This is a genomic window from Agrobacterium sp. H141 (assembly GCF_057158725.1).
In genome coordinates, this window is record NZ_CM169893.1 from 2,625,602 (window position 1) to 2,645,916 (window position 20,315).

22 protein-coding genes are annotated in these 20,315 nt (G+C 59.6%); 1 reads left to right on the plus strand and 21 read right to left on the minus strand.

Annotation, left to right across the window (positions count from 1 at the left end):
- Positions 1-2 precede the first annotated feature (2 nt).
- From ACWPM9_RS11995 to ACWPM9_RS12095, 21 genes are all read right to left on the minus strand, one after another.
- A complete protein-coding gene (locus ACWPM9_RS11995; RefSeq protein WP_484755302.1) occupies positions 3-1,460 on the minus strand; it encodes a phage tail sheath C-terminal domain-containing protein in 1,458 nt (485 codons plus the stop codon).
- A gap of 567 nt (positions 1,461-2,027) precedes the next feature.
- A complete protein-coding gene (locus ACWPM9_RS12000; protein ID WP_484755303.1) occupies positions 2,028-2,309 on the minus strand; it encodes a hypothetical protein in 282 nt (93 codons plus the stop codon).
- A gap of 79 nt (positions 2,310-2,388) precedes the next feature.
- Positions 2,389-2,985, minus strand: a complete 597-nt coding sequence (locus ACWPM9_RS12005) for a DUF4376 domain-containing protein (protein WP_484755304.1) — start codon at positions 2,983-2,985, stop codon at positions 2,389-2,391.
- Positions 2,986-2,997: 12 nt separating this feature from the next.
- Positions 2,998-4,044: a hypothetical protein gene (locus ACWPM9_RS12010; protein WP_484755305.1), complete on the minus strand. Its 1,047-nt coding sequence runs from the start codon at positions 4,042-4,044 to the stop codon at positions 2,998-3,000.
- A gap of 47 nt (positions 4,045-4,091) precedes the next feature.
- Positions 4,092-7,280, minus strand: coding sequence for a DUF4815 domain-containing protein (locus tag ACWPM9_RS12015; protein ID WP_484755306.1), 3,189 nt, complete (start codon positions 7,278-7,280; stop codon positions 4,092-4,094).
- A gap of 11 nt (positions 7,281-7,291) precedes the next feature.
- Positions 7,292-8,407 (minus strand): phage tail protein, encoded by a 1,116-nt coding sequence (locus ACWPM9_RS12020; RefSeq protein ID WP_484755307.1) that lies wholly within the window; start codon positions 8,405-8,407, stop codon positions 7,292-7,294.
- The gene (locus ACWPM9_RS12025) at positions 8,404-9,279 is read right to left on the minus strand and encodes a hypothetical protein (RefSeq protein ID WP_484755308.1); all 876 of its coding nucleotides are present in this window, start codon (positions 9,277-9,279) and stop codon (positions 8,404-8,406) included. The genes ACWPM9_RS12020 and ACWPM9_RS12025 overlap by 4 nt, the downstream gene beginning before the upstream one ends.
- On the minus strand, positions 9,279-9,641 hold the full coding sequence (locus tag ACWPM9_RS12030; RefSeq protein WP_484755309.1) for a GPW/gp25 family protein: 363 nt from the start codon (positions 9,639-9,641) through the stop codon (positions 9,279-9,281). The genes ACWPM9_RS12025 and ACWPM9_RS12030 overlap by 1 nt, the downstream gene beginning before the upstream one ends.
- Positions 9,559-9,804 (minus strand): hypothetical protein, encoded by a 246-nt coding sequence (locus ACWPM9_RS12035; RefSeq protein ID WP_484755310.1) that lies wholly within the window; start codon positions 9,802-9,804, stop codon positions 9,559-9,561. The genes ACWPM9_RS12030 and ACWPM9_RS12035 overlap by 83 nt, the downstream gene beginning before the upstream one ends.
- Before the next feature lie 29 nt (positions 9,805-9,833).
- Complete coding sequence (locus ACWPM9_RS12040; protein ID WP_484755311.1) at positions 9,834-10,373, minus strand: phage baseplate assembly protein V; 540 nt, start codon at positions 10,371-10,373, stop codon at positions 9,834-9,836.
- Positions 10,370-11,161 (minus strand): hypothetical protein, encoded by a 792-nt coding sequence (locus tag ACWPM9_RS12045; RefSeq protein WP_484755312.1) that lies wholly within the window; start codon positions 11,159-11,161, stop codon positions 10,370-10,372. Before ACWPM9_RS12045 ends, ACWPM9_RS12040 begins: the two co-directional genes overlap by 4 nt.
- Positions 11,161-11,502 (minus strand): hypothetical protein, encoded by a 342-nt coding sequence (locus tag ACWPM9_RS12050; RefSeq protein ID WP_484755313.1) that lies wholly within the window; start codon positions 11,500-11,502, stop codon positions 11,161-11,163. Before ACWPM9_RS12050 ends, ACWPM9_RS12045 begins: the two co-directional genes overlap by 1 nt.
- Before the next feature lie 44 nt (positions 11,503-11,546).
- A complete protein-coding gene (locus tag ACWPM9_RS12055) occupies positions 11,547-11,759 on the minus strand; it encodes a Rho termination factor N-terminal domain-containing protein (RefSeq protein ID WP_484755314.1) in 213 nt (70 codons plus the stop codon).
- Positions 11,759-12,784 (minus strand): major capsid protein, encoded by a 1,026-nt coding sequence (locus tag ACWPM9_RS12060; protein WP_484755315.1) that lies wholly within the window; start codon positions 12,782-12,784, stop codon positions 11,759-11,761. The genes ACWPM9_RS12055 and ACWPM9_RS12060 overlap by 1 nt, the downstream gene beginning before the upstream one ends.
- Before the next feature lie 13 nt (positions 12,785-12,797).
- The gene (locus tag ACWPM9_RS12065; protein ID WP_484755316.1) at positions 12,798-13,175 is read right to left on the minus strand and encodes a head decoration protein; all 378 of its coding nucleotides are present in this window, start codon (positions 13,173-13,175) and stop codon (positions 12,798-12,800) included.
- A 14-nt stretch (positions 13,176-13,189) separates the two neighbouring features.
- Positions 13,190-14,302, minus strand: coding sequence for a head maturation protease, ClpP-related (locus ACWPM9_RS12070; protein WP_484755317.1), 1,113 nt, complete (start codon positions 14,300-14,302; stop codon positions 13,190-13,192).
- 11 nt (positions 14,303-14,313) lie between these two features.
- The gene (locus ACWPM9_RS12075) at positions 14,314-14,601 is read right to left on the minus strand and encodes a hypothetical protein (RefSeq protein ID WP_484755318.1); all 288 of its coding nucleotides are present in this window, start codon (positions 14,599-14,601) and stop codon (positions 14,314-14,316) included.
- Positions 14,594-16,237: a phage portal protein gene (locus ACWPM9_RS12080; RefSeq protein WP_484755319.1), complete on the minus strand. Its 1,644-nt coding sequence runs from the start codon at positions 16,235-16,237 to the stop codon at positions 14,594-14,596. Before ACWPM9_RS12080 ends, ACWPM9_RS12075 begins: the two co-directional genes overlap by 8 nt.
- A complete protein-coding gene (locus ACWPM9_RS12085; protein ID WP_484755320.1) occupies positions 16,234-18,354 on the minus strand; it encodes a terminase gpA endonuclease subunit in 2,121 nt (706 codons plus the stop codon). Before ACWPM9_RS12085 ends, ACWPM9_RS12080 begins: the two co-directional genes overlap by 4 nt.
- On the minus strand, positions 18,351-18,977 hold the full coding sequence (locus tag ACWPM9_RS12090; protein ID WP_484755321.1) for a hypothetical protein: 627 nt from the start codon (positions 18,975-18,977) through the stop codon (positions 18,351-18,353). The genes ACWPM9_RS12085 and ACWPM9_RS12090 overlap by 4 nt, the downstream gene beginning before the upstream one ends.
- Positions 18,978-19,151: 174 nt before the next feature.
- Positions 19,152-19,715, minus strand: a complete 564-nt coding sequence (locus tag ACWPM9_RS12095) for a hypothetical protein (RefSeq protein WP_484755322.1) — start codon at positions 19,713-19,715, stop codon at positions 19,152-19,154.
- Positions 19,716-19,828: 113 nt separating this feature from the next.
- On the opposite strand from ACWPM9_RS12095, the gene ACWPM9_RS12100 reads away from it, so the two are divergent.
- Entirely contained in the window at positions 19,829-20,209 is a 381-nt protein-coding gene (locus tag ACWPM9_RS12100; protein ID WP_484755323.1) for a PRC-barrel domain-containing protein, read from the plus strand.
- Positions 20,210-20,315 lie beyond the last annotated feature (106 nt).

The following is a 20,315-nucleotide window of genomic DNA, read 5'->3' on the forward strand; positions in this document are numbered from 1 at the left end:
GATCAGGCAGCTAATGTCAGCGGGCCGTTGTCGATGGCGCCACGCACCTTATCCAGCAGCAGCTGGAAGTAGAGGATGTTGCGATAGGCGGTGATGTTGATCTGCTCCATCGGCACCACCGGCTCGAACTCAACATTCAGGAACACCTTGCCCTGGGCATTGAGTGTCGGAACATTCAGATCCGACAGCCAGACGCGGCCGCCCAGAATGTCGTCATTGAGGGCATAGACGCGAAGCGCGGCATTGCCGTCTTCGACCATCATTTTGAGGTTGGCAGCCGTCAGCTTGCGATCCACCCACTGGAAGTAAGTCTCTTCAAGGGACTCGGCGATCATGTCGGCGGTGGCGCGGACACTGTCGAATTGCCACAGCGGATCTGATGCTGCCAGGCGCGAACCCCAGGTGCGCAGCATGCCACCCTCATTGATGATCGTGGCGATCTGGTGTTCGTTCAGATAGTTGCTATCGCCCGGATATTCGATCGTGCGGGCAACGCCGTCCAGCGTGCGGATTTCCTTGTTCGAGACAGACCCGGATACGCCCTCGCTCGAGGCCACGACACGGGCACGCACGCCGGCAAAGACCGGAGCCGATGGAACGATCACGGGCACGCCCGACACATTCTTGATGCCCTTGGGATCGATGACCAGGATGCGATCGCCAAGCGTCGAGCGGAAGCGCACGGCCTCGGCATTGGTGGTGTTGGGACCATGGACATAGGCCCGGGCTCGGATCTGCGGCAGGATTGTCTTCAACGCCGAGATATAGGCATTACCGACATCGCCGATATTGGCGGTCGCGACCGGCAACACCTTGGCACCATCATCGCCACCACCTTCGAAGACGACCGCCGGTGCTTCGGTCATGTTCTCGCCGGCACTGGTGACGATCACCTCGACCACCTTGCCGTCATTGGCGCCCTCACCCAGAACGGCAATCGCGGTCGGCAGGATCTTGCCTGCATCCTCGCCACCACCGGTAAACGACACGGTTGGCGCTTCGGTGAGCTTTGCGCCGCTGGATGACAGAGACACCGACACAAGACCATTCTCGATCCACGATCCGGTATTGCCGGCGGTGACCAGAATGCGCGGCTTGATGCCAAGCTTTGCCTTGGCCGTCAGTGCTGCATAAAGGCCGGTGCGTGCCACGGGATCGCCGATCAGGTTCAAGGCCAGCTGATCGGCATCATCGTCATGGGCAACGCGGTTGACGATGGCATAGGAGCCGCCCTCGCCAAAGAAAGTGGTCACATCATCCAGAAGCGTGCCCTCTTCGCCAAGGTGTGCTGCCTGGGTGAGCGAGGTCACCAGCGTGAGGCCCAATGGAAAGCTTGCGGCATTGGCGCCGTCTGCCGTGCCATTGATGAAGGCCACGCCAAACTTCTGCGTGCGCACAAGCGACGGCGTATCGGCGCTCTCCCCGTACTTGACGCCATGATGATACGAAAGGTCTGCCATCGACTTGTCTCCCTGTCTGACGGTTGAACGCTGGCCGCAAAGGCGGCCACTGCTCATTAGACAAAGAAAAACCCGCCAGTTGGGGTACTGGCGGGTTCGCTTGACGACACACAATCATTGTCCGTCGACAATGCGGTACTTCACCGATCGCAAACCTTTATCGAATTCATGGAACTTGCGAGGTAATGCATGTACCGCTCACCCAATATATTTACAGAAACATCTAATACAAGAGGTGCTCACATTGCCGGACAAGTTGGCCACAACAGATCCGACATATCTCTTCTTAAAATAGAAAAACCCGCCAGTTGGGGTGCTGGCGGGTTGTCTTTGCTGCGCATAATTCACGGGCGCATTCCGTTCATTTTCCTCATGGACTGCGCAGAACAATGACGTCCACCTTGAGCAAGGAAGATGAGATGTACAGCATAGATGATCAAGGTTAAAATTCCCTGAACATTTAACTTTAAGTTGAATTAGCGGCAATTCAATTAGAAGACTCACATGGCCTTTGCGGCAGACAGGCGAAACGACCGGATCAACCGATCAAACAGCATGCTCCAAGCCTTACATCGTTGCGCCAATCACCTGGACAAGTTTACGGTCTCCCAGCACGATCTTCGCCAAAGACATACGTTTATTGAGCACAGACACCAGATGTTCAGGGGTGATCTCATTGACGCTGATCTCATAGATCGCCGATGCTTGGACCTCGTGCTGTGGATCATCCACCACCAGGTCCAGTCTCAATTCCTCGACCTGCTTCACAGCCTCTTCCAGAGTCGTCGCAAAGCCCAAGGCGTTGTCGCAGCCCGGTATAATCTGAAAGCCGTACAGATAACGTCTCAAATGCTACCCCTCCTCATCTGCATCCGTCTCAAAGACGACACGTCATTCCAAACCGATTCCTCTTCAAGGATGTAGGGACTTAGTTCTGCATATCCAGATCAGACGGCCAGGGCGCGCTAAAATCTGCAAAGGCCTCATCGATTTCAGCCGTCGTGGTGATGTCACCATTTGCGATCGCCAGCTGGACCCAGCCTTCGCGTGCAAAGCAGTTGCGCACATGTTCGCGCACGGTGTTGGAGAGCCCCGTCATCTCCTCATTGGTCAGCACCCGGAATTCGCCATCGGCAAACTTCCAGAGATCGGTATCGAGCCGCACGCCCGCCTCCACGGCCAGACGTTCGGCCGTGATCTTGGCCTGACTTTCCGCATCGGTTTTCACGGGCCAGTTGTTGAAGCGGCAGCCTGAGGTCTCGGTAAACCAGCGGCGATGGGCGGTATAGGCTGCGAGATCGACGGGTGTCGGTTCTGGTGTTGGATCGGCGGCTGGGTCTTCGACGGGCACATAGCCCCAGCCACCGTTCCGGAATACGCGGACACTGCCCTCTTCTGCAGGGGGTGGTGCCACGGTCGTGGCATTGGCCGGGATGATAAACCGGGCCGGCGACTTCGGATCACGATCGGCGACGCCAGGTCTAAGATAAGCTCCGGTGTCGCGGTCATAGTGGTAGATGTCCATGGCATCCAGCCTTCAGTATTTGATGCAGTAGAGCAGTGCGACATTGCGGACACGGGTTTCAGATCCACCGGTAGAACCGCTATCGAAGGCTGGAATATTCACCGGGTGAGAGTGCGTGTCGTTGTCCGTGTAGTAATTGCCACCATCGTCGTTGACGCCGGAATTCTGGAAAGGGCCGCTATACTGTCCACCCCATCCGCCAGAACGGCCCTTGTCGAGCTTGTGGTTATGGGTGTCGGAGCCTGTATTGACCGTTGGCGGATCGACAATATGGGTATGGGCCTTGACGGCATCGCCCTGCGACGAGCCAAGGATACGGCCCGCATCAATCCCACGCCCGTCATCCAGACCGCGCACCGTTTCTGCACGGAGATCCGGCAAGACCAGGTAATCGCCGGCAATCGCCCTTGTGCCATCCGGATTGGCAGGATCCGTGCAACGATAGCCACTGTCTGCCGTGGCATTCAGCCCGTCGCCGACATAGATGGCGGCATCCAGCTCGACATAATCCAGCCTGAAGATCGCCGCACCATTGGCTTTCAGCCATCCGCCTGGAGCACTTGCCCGGAAGAAGGGCATGACAGCACCTGCGGGGACCGATTTGGCAATGGCATCGCCGACCTGGTCCATTTGGCTCTGGAAGGCAGCACCATCGACCTTATTCTCCAGCGCCTCACCCAGACCGACGATATCGTCCATGGCATGCTGATGGGATCCGAGCACAGCCGCCGGCGACAGCGGCACCCAGCCGGTCGCGGTCCTTGCCAGCAGATAACCGTTGGCAGCATTAGCCGCCCCGGTCACATCGGTGAGATCATCCAGCGCAAACGTCCGGTTGGCCGACATCTTGTGTTCCAGAATGTCGGCAAGGCCTGCGATGTCGGTGATCCCATGACCATGGGTGGCACTGGCCTTGGCAGCGGCCAGATCTGACGCAGCCTTGATGGCCGTATCGATCAGATCCAGCGTTTGCGTCTGCAGACGGAAGAATTCTTCATCGACATTTGCCTCCGGATCGGGCTTTGGAAAGTTGTAATTGACGGTCAGCGTCACAGCCATTGTTGCGTTCTCTTGTTCTGTTTCTGGTTTTGTTTCTGGTTTTGGGATTAGAAGATGCCGGCGCCGAGATCGCCGATGATCAGACGCGATGCCGGCCCACCTGATGCGGTGATGCGCAGTTGTGCGGCTCTGCCGGTGAGATCCACCAACTCGTGTTTGCGTTCGCTCCAGAGCGGAAAGCTCAAGCCCTCGGTTTCGACGAGCGGCAATTCCACCCAGTCACCACCATCAATCGCGATATGCATCGCGACACTCGATCCGCCCGGCAGATAGGCCTTGAAGTAGCTTGCCACCCGGACGGCCTCGCCCAGATCAAATGACCTGGTGGCATAGGTGAGCTCAGTCGCAATCGATCCTGCCACCAGTTGCACCGGTGCATAGAGAATGGGGCTGAGTTTCTGAGTGCCCTTCAACACGGCGCGAAGTTCCACCGTCTCGGTGATGAACTCGGTCAACTGCAGCACCTGTCCCGGCTGCAAATGGTAGATGGTGCCGTTCGTCCGCTCGATCTCGAACTCGACCGAGCAGCCGGCGGACGGAAGCTCGACGGCCGCCCTCACCTGCAGATCCGAACAATCGACCAGGTCATGGGTGCCGAGATCAATGGTCTTTGTCGTCTCGGGATAGGAGGCGGCCACCACATCGAAGGCCAGTGCCTCATCCTGATGCGCCGTCCAGGTCGCGGCATTGACCGAGGAGAAGCGTGGGCCTGTCACATAAGGATGGGCACCCACCCGCTGCTGCAACTCGGCATCAAAGCCGCCGAGCTTTGCAATCGAGATCGCATGATCCTTGTCGTCGGTCTTGACCACGAGGGCATGCAGGGCATCCGGCGATGTGGTGAGCGGCAGGCCGAAGCGCGCCGGCGTCCAGCCCTCGACAGCACCTGCCATCGACACAAAGGCCTCTGCCTTGATGTCCGTCGTTGGATAGCCATTGTCGGTGGTCACCTGGTCGACCACGATATGGTTGGACCGGTCTCCGATGGCGCAAAGATGGATATTGAAGCCAACGATCTGGCGAAGGTCCGGCACGGCAAAGACTTGCGCTTGCGGATCCGGATCGCGGTGGCGATCGCTACCCTCGCGTTGCTGTGTCACGACCGGACGGCTCCAGCGCTGAATGGTCGTCACACGCCGCATCACATCCGTCTCGATCGTGCCCTGACCGGTAAAGAGCGTCGTTGCTTCGGTACCGCCCTCACCCGTTGCAGCCACGATCTTGGACCCGGCGGTGATATTGGCCGGGATCGCAAACGCGGTTTCCAGTTTCCCGTCGGGATCGGCAGTCACAGGACCTGCCGGCGTCACATCGACGTCGTCGAAGGTGAGCGTAGCCAGGTTCTCGCCCGCACCAAAGCCGTCGATTGAGACGGAGACGGTGATTTCGCGCAGGAACTCCAGCTGCTCGACACGGGTGTCGACCAGTTGATTGGTGCTGCTGGTCACCTGAAGCGGACCGCCATCGCTTCGAACACCGCGATTGAACTCTGTCGTTTGCGCAGACAGCCACTGCGTGCGGCTGACCGTCCAGAAGTCGACCGGCGGATCGAGCACCATGGAGGCTGGAAGCGGAGTAAAATTGGCATAAGGATTGATCAGCTCACAGGCGGTTTTCAGGGGCTGCGAGGTGATCACCTCCTCCACCCAGTCCAGCGTCACAGGCTGTGAGAGTGGAAGCGCATGGAAGGTCGGCGCGATCGACAGCGTCAGCATGCCGTCGCTGACAGATCCCGTCTGCTCGATGCCGGCGTCGCGATAACTGTCATCGATCAACGGATCGACAAACATGCCCTTCTTGGCCACCGGCTCACGCGCATCGATGCCGGATTTGAGGCGCTCAAGCTGCGTCAGCCGATCGAGATCGACGATCCGGTGCAGATAAGGCCAGAGCTGATCCCAGCTGAGCGACGGCGTGCCGTCATTCTCAACGACGGGATCGGCATCCCAGCTATTGGTGATCGTTGCCAGCCTAAGCGCCGTGGTCGGCACGATCGGGGCAACCGGCTTGGCCGCAGACAGACCTTTCAGGTAAAGCGGCGAGCCGTCTTCAGCCAGGCACAGCCGATCGATGCGTGGAAGACGCTGCGTATAGGCAATAATGATATCGCCGCCCTCGGCACCACCCGACACGGTAATCTTAGTCAGGCTGACTGCATCAGCCACCACAGAGGCGCGATACCGATAGGTGACCTGATAGGTCGAACCGCCTGCAGGTTCTTCTCCTGCCAGCGCCCAGTCGATGGTGTTGTTGATGCGGTTGAAGTCAGCCCCTTCCACGAAACTGACGCCGCCCTGCACCACAGACACGATCTCGACCACGCTGTTATTGGTGAGGCCATCGGCGCCATGAACCAGCGCGCCGCGCGTGACGTTTTCGGCGACTTCCTTTGTCAGCAAAATCGTGCCGACCGAACTGATCGGCGGCTTTGCCACCGCAAAGGTGAAGCTCTCTCCATTCATATATGTATGCGTTTCGCCGGGGATCGCCGCTTCGTCCCAGAGTTCGGGCTCTGCATGGCGAAGGGCGGCATAGCGTGTGCGCTTGTAGCCGCTGATATTGGCCTCGCCTTCCGAGATGGTAAAACGCTGGGCACCACCATCGGCACCCAATGCCGTCACCTTGCAGCCGGAGACGATGTAATTGCCGTTTGGAATGTCATATTGGCGGATCGCCTGAAGGGCGGGTGCCAGGATATTCGGGCCGTCCTGATCAAGGATCACGCCGTCATGCAGCAGATAAGACGCAAAGAAGGTGCCGGGCTTGCCGTCGCCGGCCCATGACCATGTGGCGGAGCGGATTTCCCGCGCAGCGCCCGGCTCGCCTTCGGCAAGCGATCCTGCCACCAGGCCTTTCAGCCAAGGGTCCTCTTCGTCGGTCACAAAGCTGGTCACCAGGCGAATGCCGATCTCGGTCCGGCCTGCCATCGGCACGTCGCTCAATATCGCGGCTGGAATGTCCCAGACATCACCATCGGCATAAACACGGCCGGCCTCGATCGTGATTGCGCCGGCCTCCTGATCGACCAGTGCATCGCCGCGTTCAATGCGGTCGCCGTCGCTTGCAATCAGCCGGCCCACGCGGCGGATACGATCGCGCTGGATGGTCTGGGCTTCATTAAGCTCAGCGCCTTGAATAAACCGGCGCTCGCCGTAATGGACAACGCCTTGCATGTCCGGACGCTGTGCTGCCCGGTCATAGGCGTTCAAAAGCCCGCTTTCGTGCTCATAGGCCATCAGAACCTCACTTAGAATCTCAGCAGGAATTTGAACTGCTCGCGCAACGTGCGCCTGAGCGGGAGAGTTGGGTGGCTGAGCGCAATCGCCGCGCCACCATCAAGATCATCGGGACCAAGCCATGACCGTCCCTGAGGAATGCCGGGAGCAACGAGACCACCGACCGTCAATTCGACCGAGGCGGTTGTGACATCATCGCAGTCGTCAAAATCCGTGAGCGCCTCGACATAAACGAGCCTGCCACCAGCCACCGGCTGGTAGGTGACAGCCCCAAAGGAATAGACACCGCCCACCATGCTGTTGACGGGACGAACAGCACGACACAGGCGATGGCCGATGATGGCACCACGCTCACCCCGAAGCGTGGCGTAAAGCTGCTTGCCGTTAAACCAGCTTGCCATCAGCGCGCGCCGTTGTGCCGCCGGGTTATCCGCCCAGGGGAATGTCGCATCGATCCAGGGATAAATCATCTCGGACCATTTGAGCCCATCGGTGTCCGGCGGCTCGATCCAGTTGCCGCTCGCAAGTCCTTCGGCTTCTGTCAGCACATGCTCGATTTCGGTGACGCGACCGAAGGACCAGAGAGCGCCGTCATCCTGAAGGCGGATGCCGCTTTCATGCTCGAGCAATGTGTAGTCGAGCATCGACCCATCCGCTTCCAGCGCCTCTGCATCATAGACATGCACGCCACGGCGAAAGTCGGACCGGGTCGGCAGCGAGAGTTTCAGTATTCCTTCCACCCGTCCCAGAAGCGGGTCATCGCTTGCCGGCAATCTATCGAAGGTGACTTGCGCGGAATTCCACCATTCACGCCCCTGCCAGGCAGCCTGAACCGAGCCGGACAATTCCATGAAGGACAAGGCTTTGGCGACCCCCGCATAGGTGCCGCGCATACGCTGCCAGCGGATCCCCTCATCCAGCAGGTTATAGACATTGGGCACATAGGGCGTCAGTTGTCCGAGGCCGAACTCATAGACCAGGAAGGGCAGATAAGAGGGTGGACGTGTGACCAGCTTGGCCGTGCTGATCGCCGCAATGGCAGAGCCGATATCCGCCCAACGCTTGCCCAAACTCTCTTCGATCACCCGCTCGAATGAACCGGAGCTTGCCGGCAAAAGCGAGGTCAATAGATCCTCCCGCGAAGGGTCAAGATGAGATCGCCAATGGCAAGCGCCTCCGTCGGCAATGCCTCGATGTCCGTCATGGGGGCTGTCGGCTCCACCTTGGCAGTGCCTGATATCATCAGCTTCGACGTCCACCAGCTCAGTGTCAGATCACGGCCAAGGCTTTGTTCACTTGCCCAGGCATCGCGAAGAGCAGCCGCTGCCCGTGTGACCGTCGCATCATCCGCATCCGGCAAGAGCCAGATATCGGCTGCCAGATTGACAACCCTGCGCACCGCCGACGCGACCTCGATCGTGTCATTGACCAGCTGAACGGTGTCTTGTTTCAGCGCGGTCTCGACAATCGAGAGCAGCTCGTCGGAGGCAACACCTCCAGGCGCTGTCGAATAGATCGCCACATGCACCACGGGGCTTCGGCCATTGCGATAGACTTCCACGCTGTCCACCCTCAGGTCCGCGGCCATTGCCACCGCCTTGTAGCGCGCGGCCGGTCCACCAGACGAGCGTCCCTGTATTTCCAGGATGACGCGTTGTTTGAGGCGCGCATCGGTCTCACCCGCCATGCGGAACACATCGTAGAAGCCTGCCAGATGGTCGAGATCATTGCCGACCGCAAAAGCCAGCAGATTGGCGCGCGCTGCCTCGTTGATGCGCGCCCGCAATAAAATTTCGCGGTAGCTTTCCTCCTCGATAATCAGGATCGCCGGATCGCTTTCCAGCATGGCGACATCGTAATCCGGCAAATTGAGTGCCGGATTGCCGGATCGCACCGCAGACCAGAGCGAGGCAAAGGTCGCCTTTTGACGGGCCACAATCACCTCGAAGTCGATCTCCTCGATCACCTGTGGTGCTGGCAAAGATGCAAGTTCGACCATCAGTTTTGCCCCGCAAAAATCACTGTCGTGTCGCGCGTCTCGGCCACGGAATAATCGCCCAGATGCCCGCGCGGAAAGTAAGTGCCGTAAAGATCGATCTGGATCTTGCCCGTCGCATCGGCCGTATTGACGGCCCCCATCAGCATGCGGAAACGCGGCTCCCACTTGTCGATCGCTTCTGCTGCTGCCGAATAGACCTGTAAAATGGTTTTCTGGGTCATGGCCTGGTCGATCAGATCCGGAAGTTTTGACCCGAAGTCGCGCCGCATCACCCGGGTGTTAAGCCTGGTCGTCAGGATCTTGCCGATCGACTGCTGGACGTGCTCCCAGTCCGTCAGGCGTTTCCCGTCTTGTGCGCTCACGCCGGCTGGCCTTGCCATTGTCCTTATCCTCCTGCCGCTCCAGAACGTTACCGAATGGTGCGACGAGCTCGCGCACCTGACGCGGATCCGCTTCGATCACCGCGTCCTCTTCCCGCCAAATGCCCAGCACTTCGCAGGCCGTCCTGACCTTGTAATTCGCCATATCTGTCTCCTGAGGTTGGCCTTTGAGGCCTATGAACTTGGCGTGCCGGTGAGCGCACCGCCCGGCATCACGCCGCCATGCTTGTGGGTCTTGTCGATCGCGGTCCCGTCATTGCGAACAGCGCCACCATCCACATCGAGATCGCCTTTGATCCGGACATTACCGGTAATGGTCACGCCCTCGCCACTCACCGCAATCAACGTGTCGCCGATCTTGATATGGAAGGGCGTGTCGGCATTCTCGCGCGGGTGGCTCGCGCTATAGGTCGAGAGATCAATGACAGCGTCGGTCAGATCGCCATTTTCGGAGATCACATCGACCTGCTCGCCTTCGCTTCGCAGCACGTCGATCTTTACGCTGCCGGCGGCAAGGCTTCTGGCCTTCAGCCAGCCGGTCAGATACGGCCTGCCATTCTGCCTTGAGAGTTTCACCCGGTATTTGCCGGCATTGTCGCCGGTCCCGACCTCATCAATCACGCCGGTGCGCTTGCGATTGCGCGCCCGCCGTTCCAGTTCGGCAATCCGGTAGAATAATTGCGCGATCTGTTCATCGCCACGCCGCGGGATCATGGCGATGCATCCGGATAGGTGCTCACCACCCCGGCGATGTCAGTGTCCTCCGCAACGCCGTCAGGGGCTGCCATCTGCAAGGCCTCTGCCTCATCGCGCGTCAGCCCATAACGCTGGATATCCGTGTCGATCGACAGGCCTGCGCCCTCGATAACGCCGCGCATCGTTTGTGCCTGACGCCCATAGACAGCATCACCCGTCTCCTCGATGGCATCCAGAAACCGGCGAAACGGGCTTTGCGGTTTGAGCACCACGCCCTTGACCGGATCATTGACGAGATCGACCGTCAGCCGGATCTGATGCCCCGTCAGCCGCTGGCCATCATCGGTGCTGCGCGCCCCTGCAAACTCGACCTTGAGCAAATCCCGGTGCAGGCCGCGATAGATGTCCGACCATTCACTCCCCGGATCATTAAGCGCATCAAAGATCTGACGCTGGACGATATCGAGGAAGAATTCGCGGTTGCGATCGGAAGCCGGGATATCGATGCCCACCAACCGCGTCTGGCCGGTCTGGCGATCTTTCTCCAGCATCGCCGTCGACACGCCGATCTCGATCACCAGGTCGCAAGTCCCGGTTTCCGTGAGGCTTCGACCCCGTACATCCTCGTTCTTCGAATAGTCGGTATAGACCGAGATGAAGGGTTTTTCCTGCTCGGTGCGCAAGCGTCCGTCCACCTGGATATCAAGCGCACCATTGGGGCTATCGAGAACATTGTCGCCTACCCAGGTCTTACCCTTGATGGCTTCGACAGCCGCGATGCGAAGGGCAATGCGTGCAAGCGACATCAGGCTTCTCCCAGTTCCAGAACAAGACGGGTTTCGCCGCGATCATCGACACGCAAAACCTCGAACATCGGCTCTCCCTTGCGCGCGGTGGCAACGATCATATCGCCGTTACGGACGACAATATGATCATATGCTATTTTATCGATGAATAGTTCTACTTTGCCTGCGGCGAGTTTCGTGAGATACCGCTCTCCTCTTCCACCGGACAGACGCGACTGAGCGCCCTCACCTGTGCGAAGCACAGCGTTGAAGTTGGCGGACTTACGGTCAGGATCGACCTCTCCATGTTCAAGGGGAAGAAGCCTGACCGGTTCGGCAAAGGTCCGATCAACCGACGCCATTACCCGATCCCGCACAGAATGAGAGCGCGACTTGACCGGCATGGTCAGGCCGCCCCTTCCAAAGCCTCGATGATCTCGGCCTTGGTATCGGAGGATCTCACCTGAAGGCCGCGTGTTTCGGCAAGGGCCAGCAACTCATCCTTGGTCATGCTCGCCAGATCCGCTATCCCGGCATCATCCGGGACAACGCCTTTCCGCTGGCCGGCCTTGTAAAACCGGCCATCATAAAAGCCTGATATCGTGATCATATCGCCCATCACGCAGCCTTCCCCGTCTGCAACATTTCAGGGCGGGTGCAGATAAACAGCGGATAGCTGTAGATCTCGACACGGTCCCAGGCATCCCGGCCGGACGTATCCGCCAGCATCAAGCCGTAGAACTCGCGCGCACGCTGGTTCAAATAAGGCTTGAACTCGTTGGCCGGCGAGAAGCCGACCTTGAAGGCACCACGCGCATTGATCGGAAAGAACTTCGCCCTGTCGGTCTCGATCGCAATCGTCGATCCATCATCCGTGCCGCGATAGTTGATAAAGGTGATGCCTTCGATCTCGATCGTCGAGAAGCCCTCGATATTCTCAAGGCTGGTCACCCGCTCGGTGCCAAGCTTGGTTTCCTTGATCTGCTTGTGATTGACCAGCAGGTCGAAGAAGGTATCGCCAACCAGCGCACCGACACGCGTCGATGGTGTCCAGATGCCCTTGGCAGCGACCTGCATGGCCCGCTTCACATCGCGGCATTTCTTGCGCACATCCGTCGCCTCGGTCGTCAGGGCAAAGTTGATTTCGGCCGGCGCTGCAATCCCCCACTCGCCAAACCAGTCAATCAGCGTCGAGCCATCGGCATCGAGAACCTTGCCCTGGATGGCGCCAAAGCGCATATGCTCCCAGGTGAGCTCCAGATCATCCATGATCTGTGCCGTGCGATCGGCAAGCTCTTGGCTCACCTCACGCGTCTGCACATCGAAGGGAAGTGCCGTCACACCGGCAAGCTGCGCTGCATAAATGGTCGATCCCTTGGCAAGGCGGGCCGTGTTGAACGGACGAACCCTTGCCCCTTCCGGGATCAGCTCTTCAGGCGGCGCACCCATTTCCGAGGTCGGGATCAGCGTCAAAGTGCGGTCGCGATCGGCAATGGCGATGGTGCGCGAACGCGAATAGATCGGCTCGAAGATCCCCAGAGACCCTAAGAGCTGCGGACGATATTCCGTCCGCTCGACAACCTCCTCCTGGAAGTCGACGACGCCCCAGCCATTGCCGGTAAAAACATCAGTTAAAAGTGCCATGGGACAAGCCTCCTTAGCGGGCAATAATGCCGGCGCCTGCCAGATGGGTCAGGGCGTCGGTCTTCAGTTGATCGGTGGTAACGGATGCGCCCCAGTGCAGGACCTGCGCCTGGATCTCGGTATCGCGTGCCGTGACCGTGCGGCGCTGATCGGCACTAGTGGCATCGCAGCCCTCGTAAAGGATCGCGCTTGCCACCTCGACGCCGGTCTCAAGCGTCGGATCATAGGGCGCGTATTTGCCAGACGCCGTCACCTTACCCAGCACAGTCCCGGCTTTGAGGACGCCAGAGCCGCCTTCAATGACGACCTGTTCGCGCGAGCGATAACCACTCGCCTCCGACACGATGTAGTGGGCAGCGCCTGCGAACCGGTCTTCTGTCAGAATTGCCATGTCGTTTCCTCCTGTTAGCGCCGCTTGTTGCTGCGCGCGACCGCCGCACTCAGCACCGTCTTGTCGCCCTTGGCGGTCGGTTGCTTAAGACCCCTGAACGAGCCCAGACCCTCACCGTTCAAACGGCGCTCCTCGTAGAGATCGGCGTCCGTCGGCTTGTAGGAGGCAGCCATGATCATCTTTGCGTTCTCGACAGAGACGCCGGCGCTCGCCAGCGCTCTTGCCTGGTCTTCCCGGCCCTTGGCCTCGTCCAGCGCCATGATGGCATCGGCGGTCTCGCGCGCCTTCTTCTCCGCCCGGAGCTCCTCGAGCTCCTTTTGCTGAGATGCCGTCACATGCGCCTCGGCATGGGTTTTCATCTGGGCTTTCAAAGCCTCCAGTTCAGCGGCGAGCTGGTCTGCCCGTTCCTTGTCAGTCATGGGATCTTCCTCTTGTTGGCTGGGTTGTGTGGTGGATGCGTGTGGGGTGGATGGGTGCGTGGTGGATGCGGTGGCCCTTGGATTGACGCTCGGCTGGTGCCAGTGTCTGGCCTTCGCCAGGGCCACGAGTTTTTTCGGCGCATGGGCATAGGCCTTGTCATAGGCAAAGGCTGCGACCGCCTTTGCCTTCTGCTCACCGACGACATCGGCAAAGCCTTCTTCGACTGCCTCTTCAGCGGTAAACCAGCGCTCTTTTTTCATGATCTCGCGGCAGGCCTCGACGGACTTGCCCGTCTTTGCCGCATAGGCGCGGGCAAAGGCCGTGGCCAAGGCCTCCAGACCATCAATGGTCCGGCTATGATCGGCAGAATTGCCAACCGTCACACCGCTTGGATCATGCACCATCATGGTGGAGCCGATGGACATGGTGATGGTGTCGCCGGCCATCGCGATCAGGCTTGCGGCAGAGGCGGCAATCCCGTCGACGATGATATTCGTTGCGCCGGCACGACGTCCCAAAAGTGCGAAGATCGCAGCCCCTTCGGTGGCAATGCCACCGCCGGAATTGATCATCACATCCAGATCGCTGTCGTCCTCGACCTTGGCCAACGCCACAACCACATCGCTATGGGTGAAGAATTCACCCCAGCCAAAATCGCCGACATCACCGGTCAAAGTGAGCCGGTTGCCCTCAAGTATCGCTGCCATGTCAGATGTCCTCAGTAGGGCCGCATTCGGCCCGAGATTGCATATCGTGTGCGCCTGGGCGTCTCGCCGCGTAAGCGCTGGCAATTGCGGATTGCCTCATCGAGCGCCCGCTTCACATCGTCGAGCTTCGCATTGGCATAGCGTGCCATGTCCTCACCGAAGCGCGCCTCGGTGATCATTTCGCCCGTCAGCAAGGCTTCCTCGACCTTGCGCAGCATGACCGCCCGGGCACACCAGTCGACGGCCAAGGGGTCACTTTGGGGATCAGTGATTGGATCAGTTGTTGGATCATCAGCCATCGACATCATCCTTTGCCGGATCTCGCCCGCCTTCGGCGGCAGCACCTAATGGTCCGCCCGATCCGCCGCGGCTTCGCCCGTGCGGTACCGCCATGTTGACGGCCTCGCAGGCAGCAATCTCGCGGCCGGCCTGATCGAGCTCTTCTTCCCAGTCCAGGCCCTTGGCCGCATAGATCCGCTGCAAGGTGGTGGATCCTGTCTCGAGCTGGACCTTTTCGGCTAGCGCATCCTTGTAAGGATCAGCCGTCGGTCGTTCCGGTCCGCGCCATTCTGCCCAGACCACTTTCTGTTTATTGGCGACATAGGCATCATACCCGCCCTTGAAGGGTATGCGGCCCTCGCCAATGCCCTCATCCAGCCAGTGCTCATAAAGGGCTTGTGCGAATGGAGCGGCGATCCGTTCGCGCCGCCTGGTCGTGATCGGCCACATGGTCGAGGTCGACATGCGCACCGTCGAATAGGAGGCGCCCGAATGATCCATCGACAGGCTCTCAAAGGTGATGCCGAGACACCGTGCAAGCTCCCGCTGCAGGTTTTGCGAGAACGGAATATATTGCGAGCCGGGCGTGGCCGCCGTGTGCATCTCGAACTCTTCGCCGGGGCCCAAATGATTGATGCGCGCCGGATCCGACATCGAGATGCCCTTGTCCTTCAGTGCATCGATGCGCATCCCCCAGACATCGACCAGATCAGAGGCAATACCACCGACATGGGCCTTCCAGTCGCCTTCAAATCCTTCCGGCGGTTCGCTGTCTGCCAGCGTCTGGATCGCCTGGAAGGCCTCTTCGCTGGGCTCCGGGCTTTTGATGGTCGCAGCAAAGATCGTCTGCATCAGTGCAGTCGCCAAGGTGGCATCGGCAAGCTGGTCATATTGCGCCAAGACCTTCAGCGCCGGCGCAATCACCGAGATGCCCCTCGGACTTCCCGGATTGAGGCCGCGATCCATCACATGGATCACATCCTTTGCCTTCAGATCCCGGTCGACCTCTATACCGCCTTCCCGGCTTCGAAACCGGTAGACAAGCGCCCTGTCGCGCGCATCATGGAAGATGCCCTGATCGAGGCCCTCATGTTCCCGCGTCGTGCGTGGCAATCGATGCGGGGCGACCAGGTACACTTTTGTGCCGGTGGTCAGACCATAGCGCTGTCGTTCGTGTACTTTGAGGAAGTCGATCACGCCAAAGGCCTCGCCATAGGCGAGATAGGTCCTGACCACGGCATCCAGCATTTCCGGCACGGTCATCTTGGCCGCCATATCGCATTCTGCCGGGTTCCACGCCCAGCGCCGCCATTCGCCTTCCACGAAGCGGCACCACTCGGACCGCTCCTTGTCGGAATAGCCAAGCCCTGCCAGATCCGGACGGGCATTGAGTTTCAGCTCGGTCCCGATCGTATCGGCCACAATCTGGTCGGCAGCCCCTGAGATCCAGCCGGAGTTCTGCAGAAAGTCGATCGCAAGGGCAGACGCCCGACCGGCAGCTTCCCGCACATCAAGCTTGGCATCGCGCGTGATCGCCCGACGCATGTTCAAGATGCCCGAGCGATCCCCGCGCAGATAGCGCATGGAGGCCTTGGGCGCCCCTGATGATGCGGGCTTTTCCGCTCCACGAAACCAGCTTTTGACACCATTGATCACTGATAGGATTTCCACTTGGGTCTTGAGGGTCTAGGTTTTGCCGGACCGTCGGTCGCAGGTTCAGGCTTCGGCTTTACGAACGGGTTCTGATCGGCCGCTTCAAACAGGTCCTTGGGCTCCTGGTCTTCCCCATGGAGCTCACGAACCAGATCGGCCCAGCGATCGAGCGTGAGACGACGCTTGTTTTGCAAATGCCAGGACAAGGCAAAGGCATAGACCGTGGCATCGAACCAGTCGTTCATGCGACCGACGATCTTCTTCCACTGCCGGCCAGCCTTTGGCCTGATCATGCGGCGCGCCCGGCGGCTGACACTGGAGCGGGCCTCTTCATCGGCATCGATCAGACGCTCTGCCGTCAATTCCTTGGCAAAGTCCGGATCGCAAAGGTCCGATCCGAAGTGCACGGTGTTGCGCGGCCACTGTCCGCTTTCCGCCCGGCCCTGCACCAGATTGGCCATGGCAGCGGTGACGGCGGTTTTCACATCGTAAAGCCCGACCGGATAAAGCAGGACCTTCGCCACGATCCGCTTCTTGTGATCCTTGATGTCTTTCTTCGACGGCGTTCCAAGCCAGGGAAGACCGATCGGCTCGCGGCCATCCAGCGCGTAGACATTGGGACGCCCGGCGCAGTAACGATAAACGCGGTCGGTTGCCCAACCGGAATCAACACCACTCAGATCGATACCCTTTTCCCGCGATCCATTCTCGATCGGATAGGTTCTGCCTTGCGCATCCGAGAGCTTGATCCATGGCTCGTCCGACTGGTCAGGCGCGCCCTCAAACACCTCCCGGTCAATCAGCTGCAGCTGATCACGCGCGCCGATGGCATAGACCACCCACTTGATGCCATAGCCCTGGACGTCGGCGGCAGACACCACCAGGGCTGCCCAGGACGGAATGATGCGCGATGGCAGCATGGCGTCGCGTGCCGCATCGACGATCTTTTCCCATTCGACCGCAGCACCGCCCGGATCATAGGGCTCTGCCAGATCCTGCTGGTAGAAGGTGCGCATCTTGGTGACATCACCTTGTGCCACTTCAAAGCGAGCCCAGATTTCTGACCACTTCTCGCGCGGCGCATAGGCAGCCCACAGATGATAGCTCGGTTGCCAGTCCCGGCAACGTCCCTCGCAAGGCAAGCAGATCCACTCCTCGATCTCGGTCGACGGGATCATCAGGGGCACGGGCTCTGCCCCCTCGGGCACGCGTCTGGCAATCCAGTGGCCGCGCTCGGTCATCTCCCGCTTGTGGCCATCGAGCATGACGCCATCGCAAGAAAGGCAGCGCATATGCACCGGCAAATCCCGCTCAGGCTCTGCCCCGCGCATCATGTCAAAGCCGAGTGCCTGGTAGATATCGCAATGCGGGCATGGCAGATAAAAATAGCGCTGATCGCCCAGATCGAAGTCTTCGGTAATCGCACATTCACCGGAGACACCCGGCGTCGAGCCCTGCCATTCCTTGGCCAGATCGCCATACATCTTCTGGCGCGCCCGTGCCTGGTCGCGTGGGCTGCCGCGTCCATCGACATCCTTCGGATAGCCCGTCACCTCATCCATGGCCAGATACTTGATCGACACCATCTGCAGGCCCTTGGATGAGCCGGCATTGACGATCTGGCAAAAGCCGCCGGCATAGCGCTTGAAAGAGGTCGTACTGCCCTGCTCATCGCGGCTGCTGACCGGCAGCACCTTATGGGCAATACGCTTCGATGCCTCGATCGTCGGCTGCAGCTTCACCCGGTTAAACTTGGTCGCCTCCTCGAGCGTTGGCAGCACGATCATCATCGATCCCGGTGACTGGTCGACGATAAAGCAGAACCAGTTCTCGATCGCCGTCGACTTGCCGAGCTGTGCTGCCCATCTGGCCGTCACCCGTCTTGCCGGATGATCCGGATGCAGGCAGTCCTGCGGCTCGCGCAGATAAGGCACGCGGTCCGTTCGAAACGGACCCGGCCAGGGCGATCCGGATTCCGGCGAGACCTCGCGGTAACGGTCCGCATGCTCGCTGATCGTCAGATCCTCGGTCGCGCGACTGGCAGCCGCCATCCCCCGATAGAGCGACACCGCCCCATGGGGCAGTTCCGGAAACCGCGCCCGGATATCGTTAGCCGTCATTGCAGCGACTGTGCCGCGCCTTCAAGTGCGAAGACGTCTTCGCCGGCATCCTTGCGTCTGGCCATGGCATCGAGCTTTTCGAGGATCTGTCGGTTGAACACGGCAAGGCCAGCCTTGGCAAAATTCTTCAGCGCCAGGCGCGTGATCCGCTCATCCCAGCCATATTTGAGCGACAGCGTCTGGGCCTCGGCCTCGATCGCCCGCTCGAATGCCGATTGCATCATTGCCACCGCATCGCGTCCCGCCTGGTCAACCTCGGCAAGTGGCGTCAGCTCTTTGCGGCGAACCGCCAGATCCATTTCGCGAAGCTCGGCATCGGCCTGCGCCTTGCGGGCAGCGCCATCGGATTGCGTTCCGGGGAAACGTTTTCCCGGAGCCGTTGGCTCGGATCTCGAAAGGACGGTCTCAGGTGCCGCGTTCTGAACCGTCCGGATGCGGATGTTTTCAGCCCGGTGGGCTGAGAGTGCTACGAAGTCGACGAGGTTGGATTTGCCGTCGGGTTTGAGTGGCAATGCCTCGGCGTGTTGTTTGAGGTAACGCGACAGGGTCGAGCGGTCGACACGGTCACCAGCAGCCGTCAGGCGCGTCGCGGCTTCCGTGATCGAGATCCAGTCTTCATCCATATCAATGCTGTCCCGTGCATCACCTGTGCATCACCCGTGCATGCACGTGTATCCGTGTACCGCTTGCGAAGTGTCGCACTGGGAAAATCCCGCAGTCCCCCGGCCCCGTCCGCTCTGAATTCGCAGACACGGTCCCTGAATGGAGGGGGTGGCATGGGTAGAGGGGATGGAATATCAGCGCAGCAGCTTGTTCAGTGCGGCTTCGACCCGAGGCTGAAGGAGTGTTCGGCCCACCATGATGAAGGCTGCCCTGGTTGCGCCGTCCACCATCTCCGTAGGGATTTCGACACCGGAACGGGCATACTTGTAAGCCCGCCCTTTGGTGCGCACCATCACCTGACCCTTCCACTTCGGGACTTGCTTCCGGTTTGGCCAGCGGCCGGCTGTCATGAAGGCGCCGGGGAAGAGTGTCCGCTTGCCGAACGGGTTGGCGACAACGCCGTCCTCGGTTTCCTTCGCGCCGAAATATTTGAGGCGGATATTGCCGCCTGTCGTGCTCATGTCGTAGCGCAGGTTGCCGGCATAGGCGCGATACGGACGGCCAATCGCCTTGACGATCGTCTTGCGCGGCAATCCCGTCTGTTTCGTCAGGTGGCGAATGACCTGCGTCTTTGCCCGGTCACCGACCTGGTTGACGATACGCGGCAGGACCTTAGGGAACCGGTGCTCCAGTTCGCCGATCTGGTTGCTGAAGCGTTGGAGGCCGTAGCCTTCCCAAGTCAGGGAGATGCGCGGCATGAGCTTTTCCTTCTCAGACGTTCAACTCTTGCCAAGCAACCAAATCATATCGGTGCCACAGGAACATTGGTCTCCCGCTCTCGTTGTAGAGGTCTCAACAGGAGGAAAACGAAATGGCCTACGAACAAACAGCGAATGCTGATACCAAGGAAACTCACGACCTGATCGCAAGCGACAAGGTCGAAGGCACTGATGTTTACGGCACAGGCGACGATAAGATTGGCTCGATCGAACGACTGATCATCGAAAAGCGTAGCGGACGCGTATCCTATGCGGTCATGAGCTTCGGTGGTTTTCTGGGTATCGGCCACGACCACTACCCATTGCCTTGGGCAAAGCTCACCTATGACGAAGATCTCGGCGGCTACCGCACCGACGTCTCCAAGGAGCAGGTTGAAGGCGCGCCGAAATACGAAAACGACAATGACGACTGGAGCGCTGACCGCGGCCGTCAGATCTACGACCATTACGGCGTTGCACCATACTGGATGTAACATATCAGAGACCGGCCCTTTTCGGGTCGGTCTCCCACTTTTTGAATAAAATCGTCATAGCTCACGCACTGGCCGTGAATCGATGCCTCAGATTGCTGAGACTTCA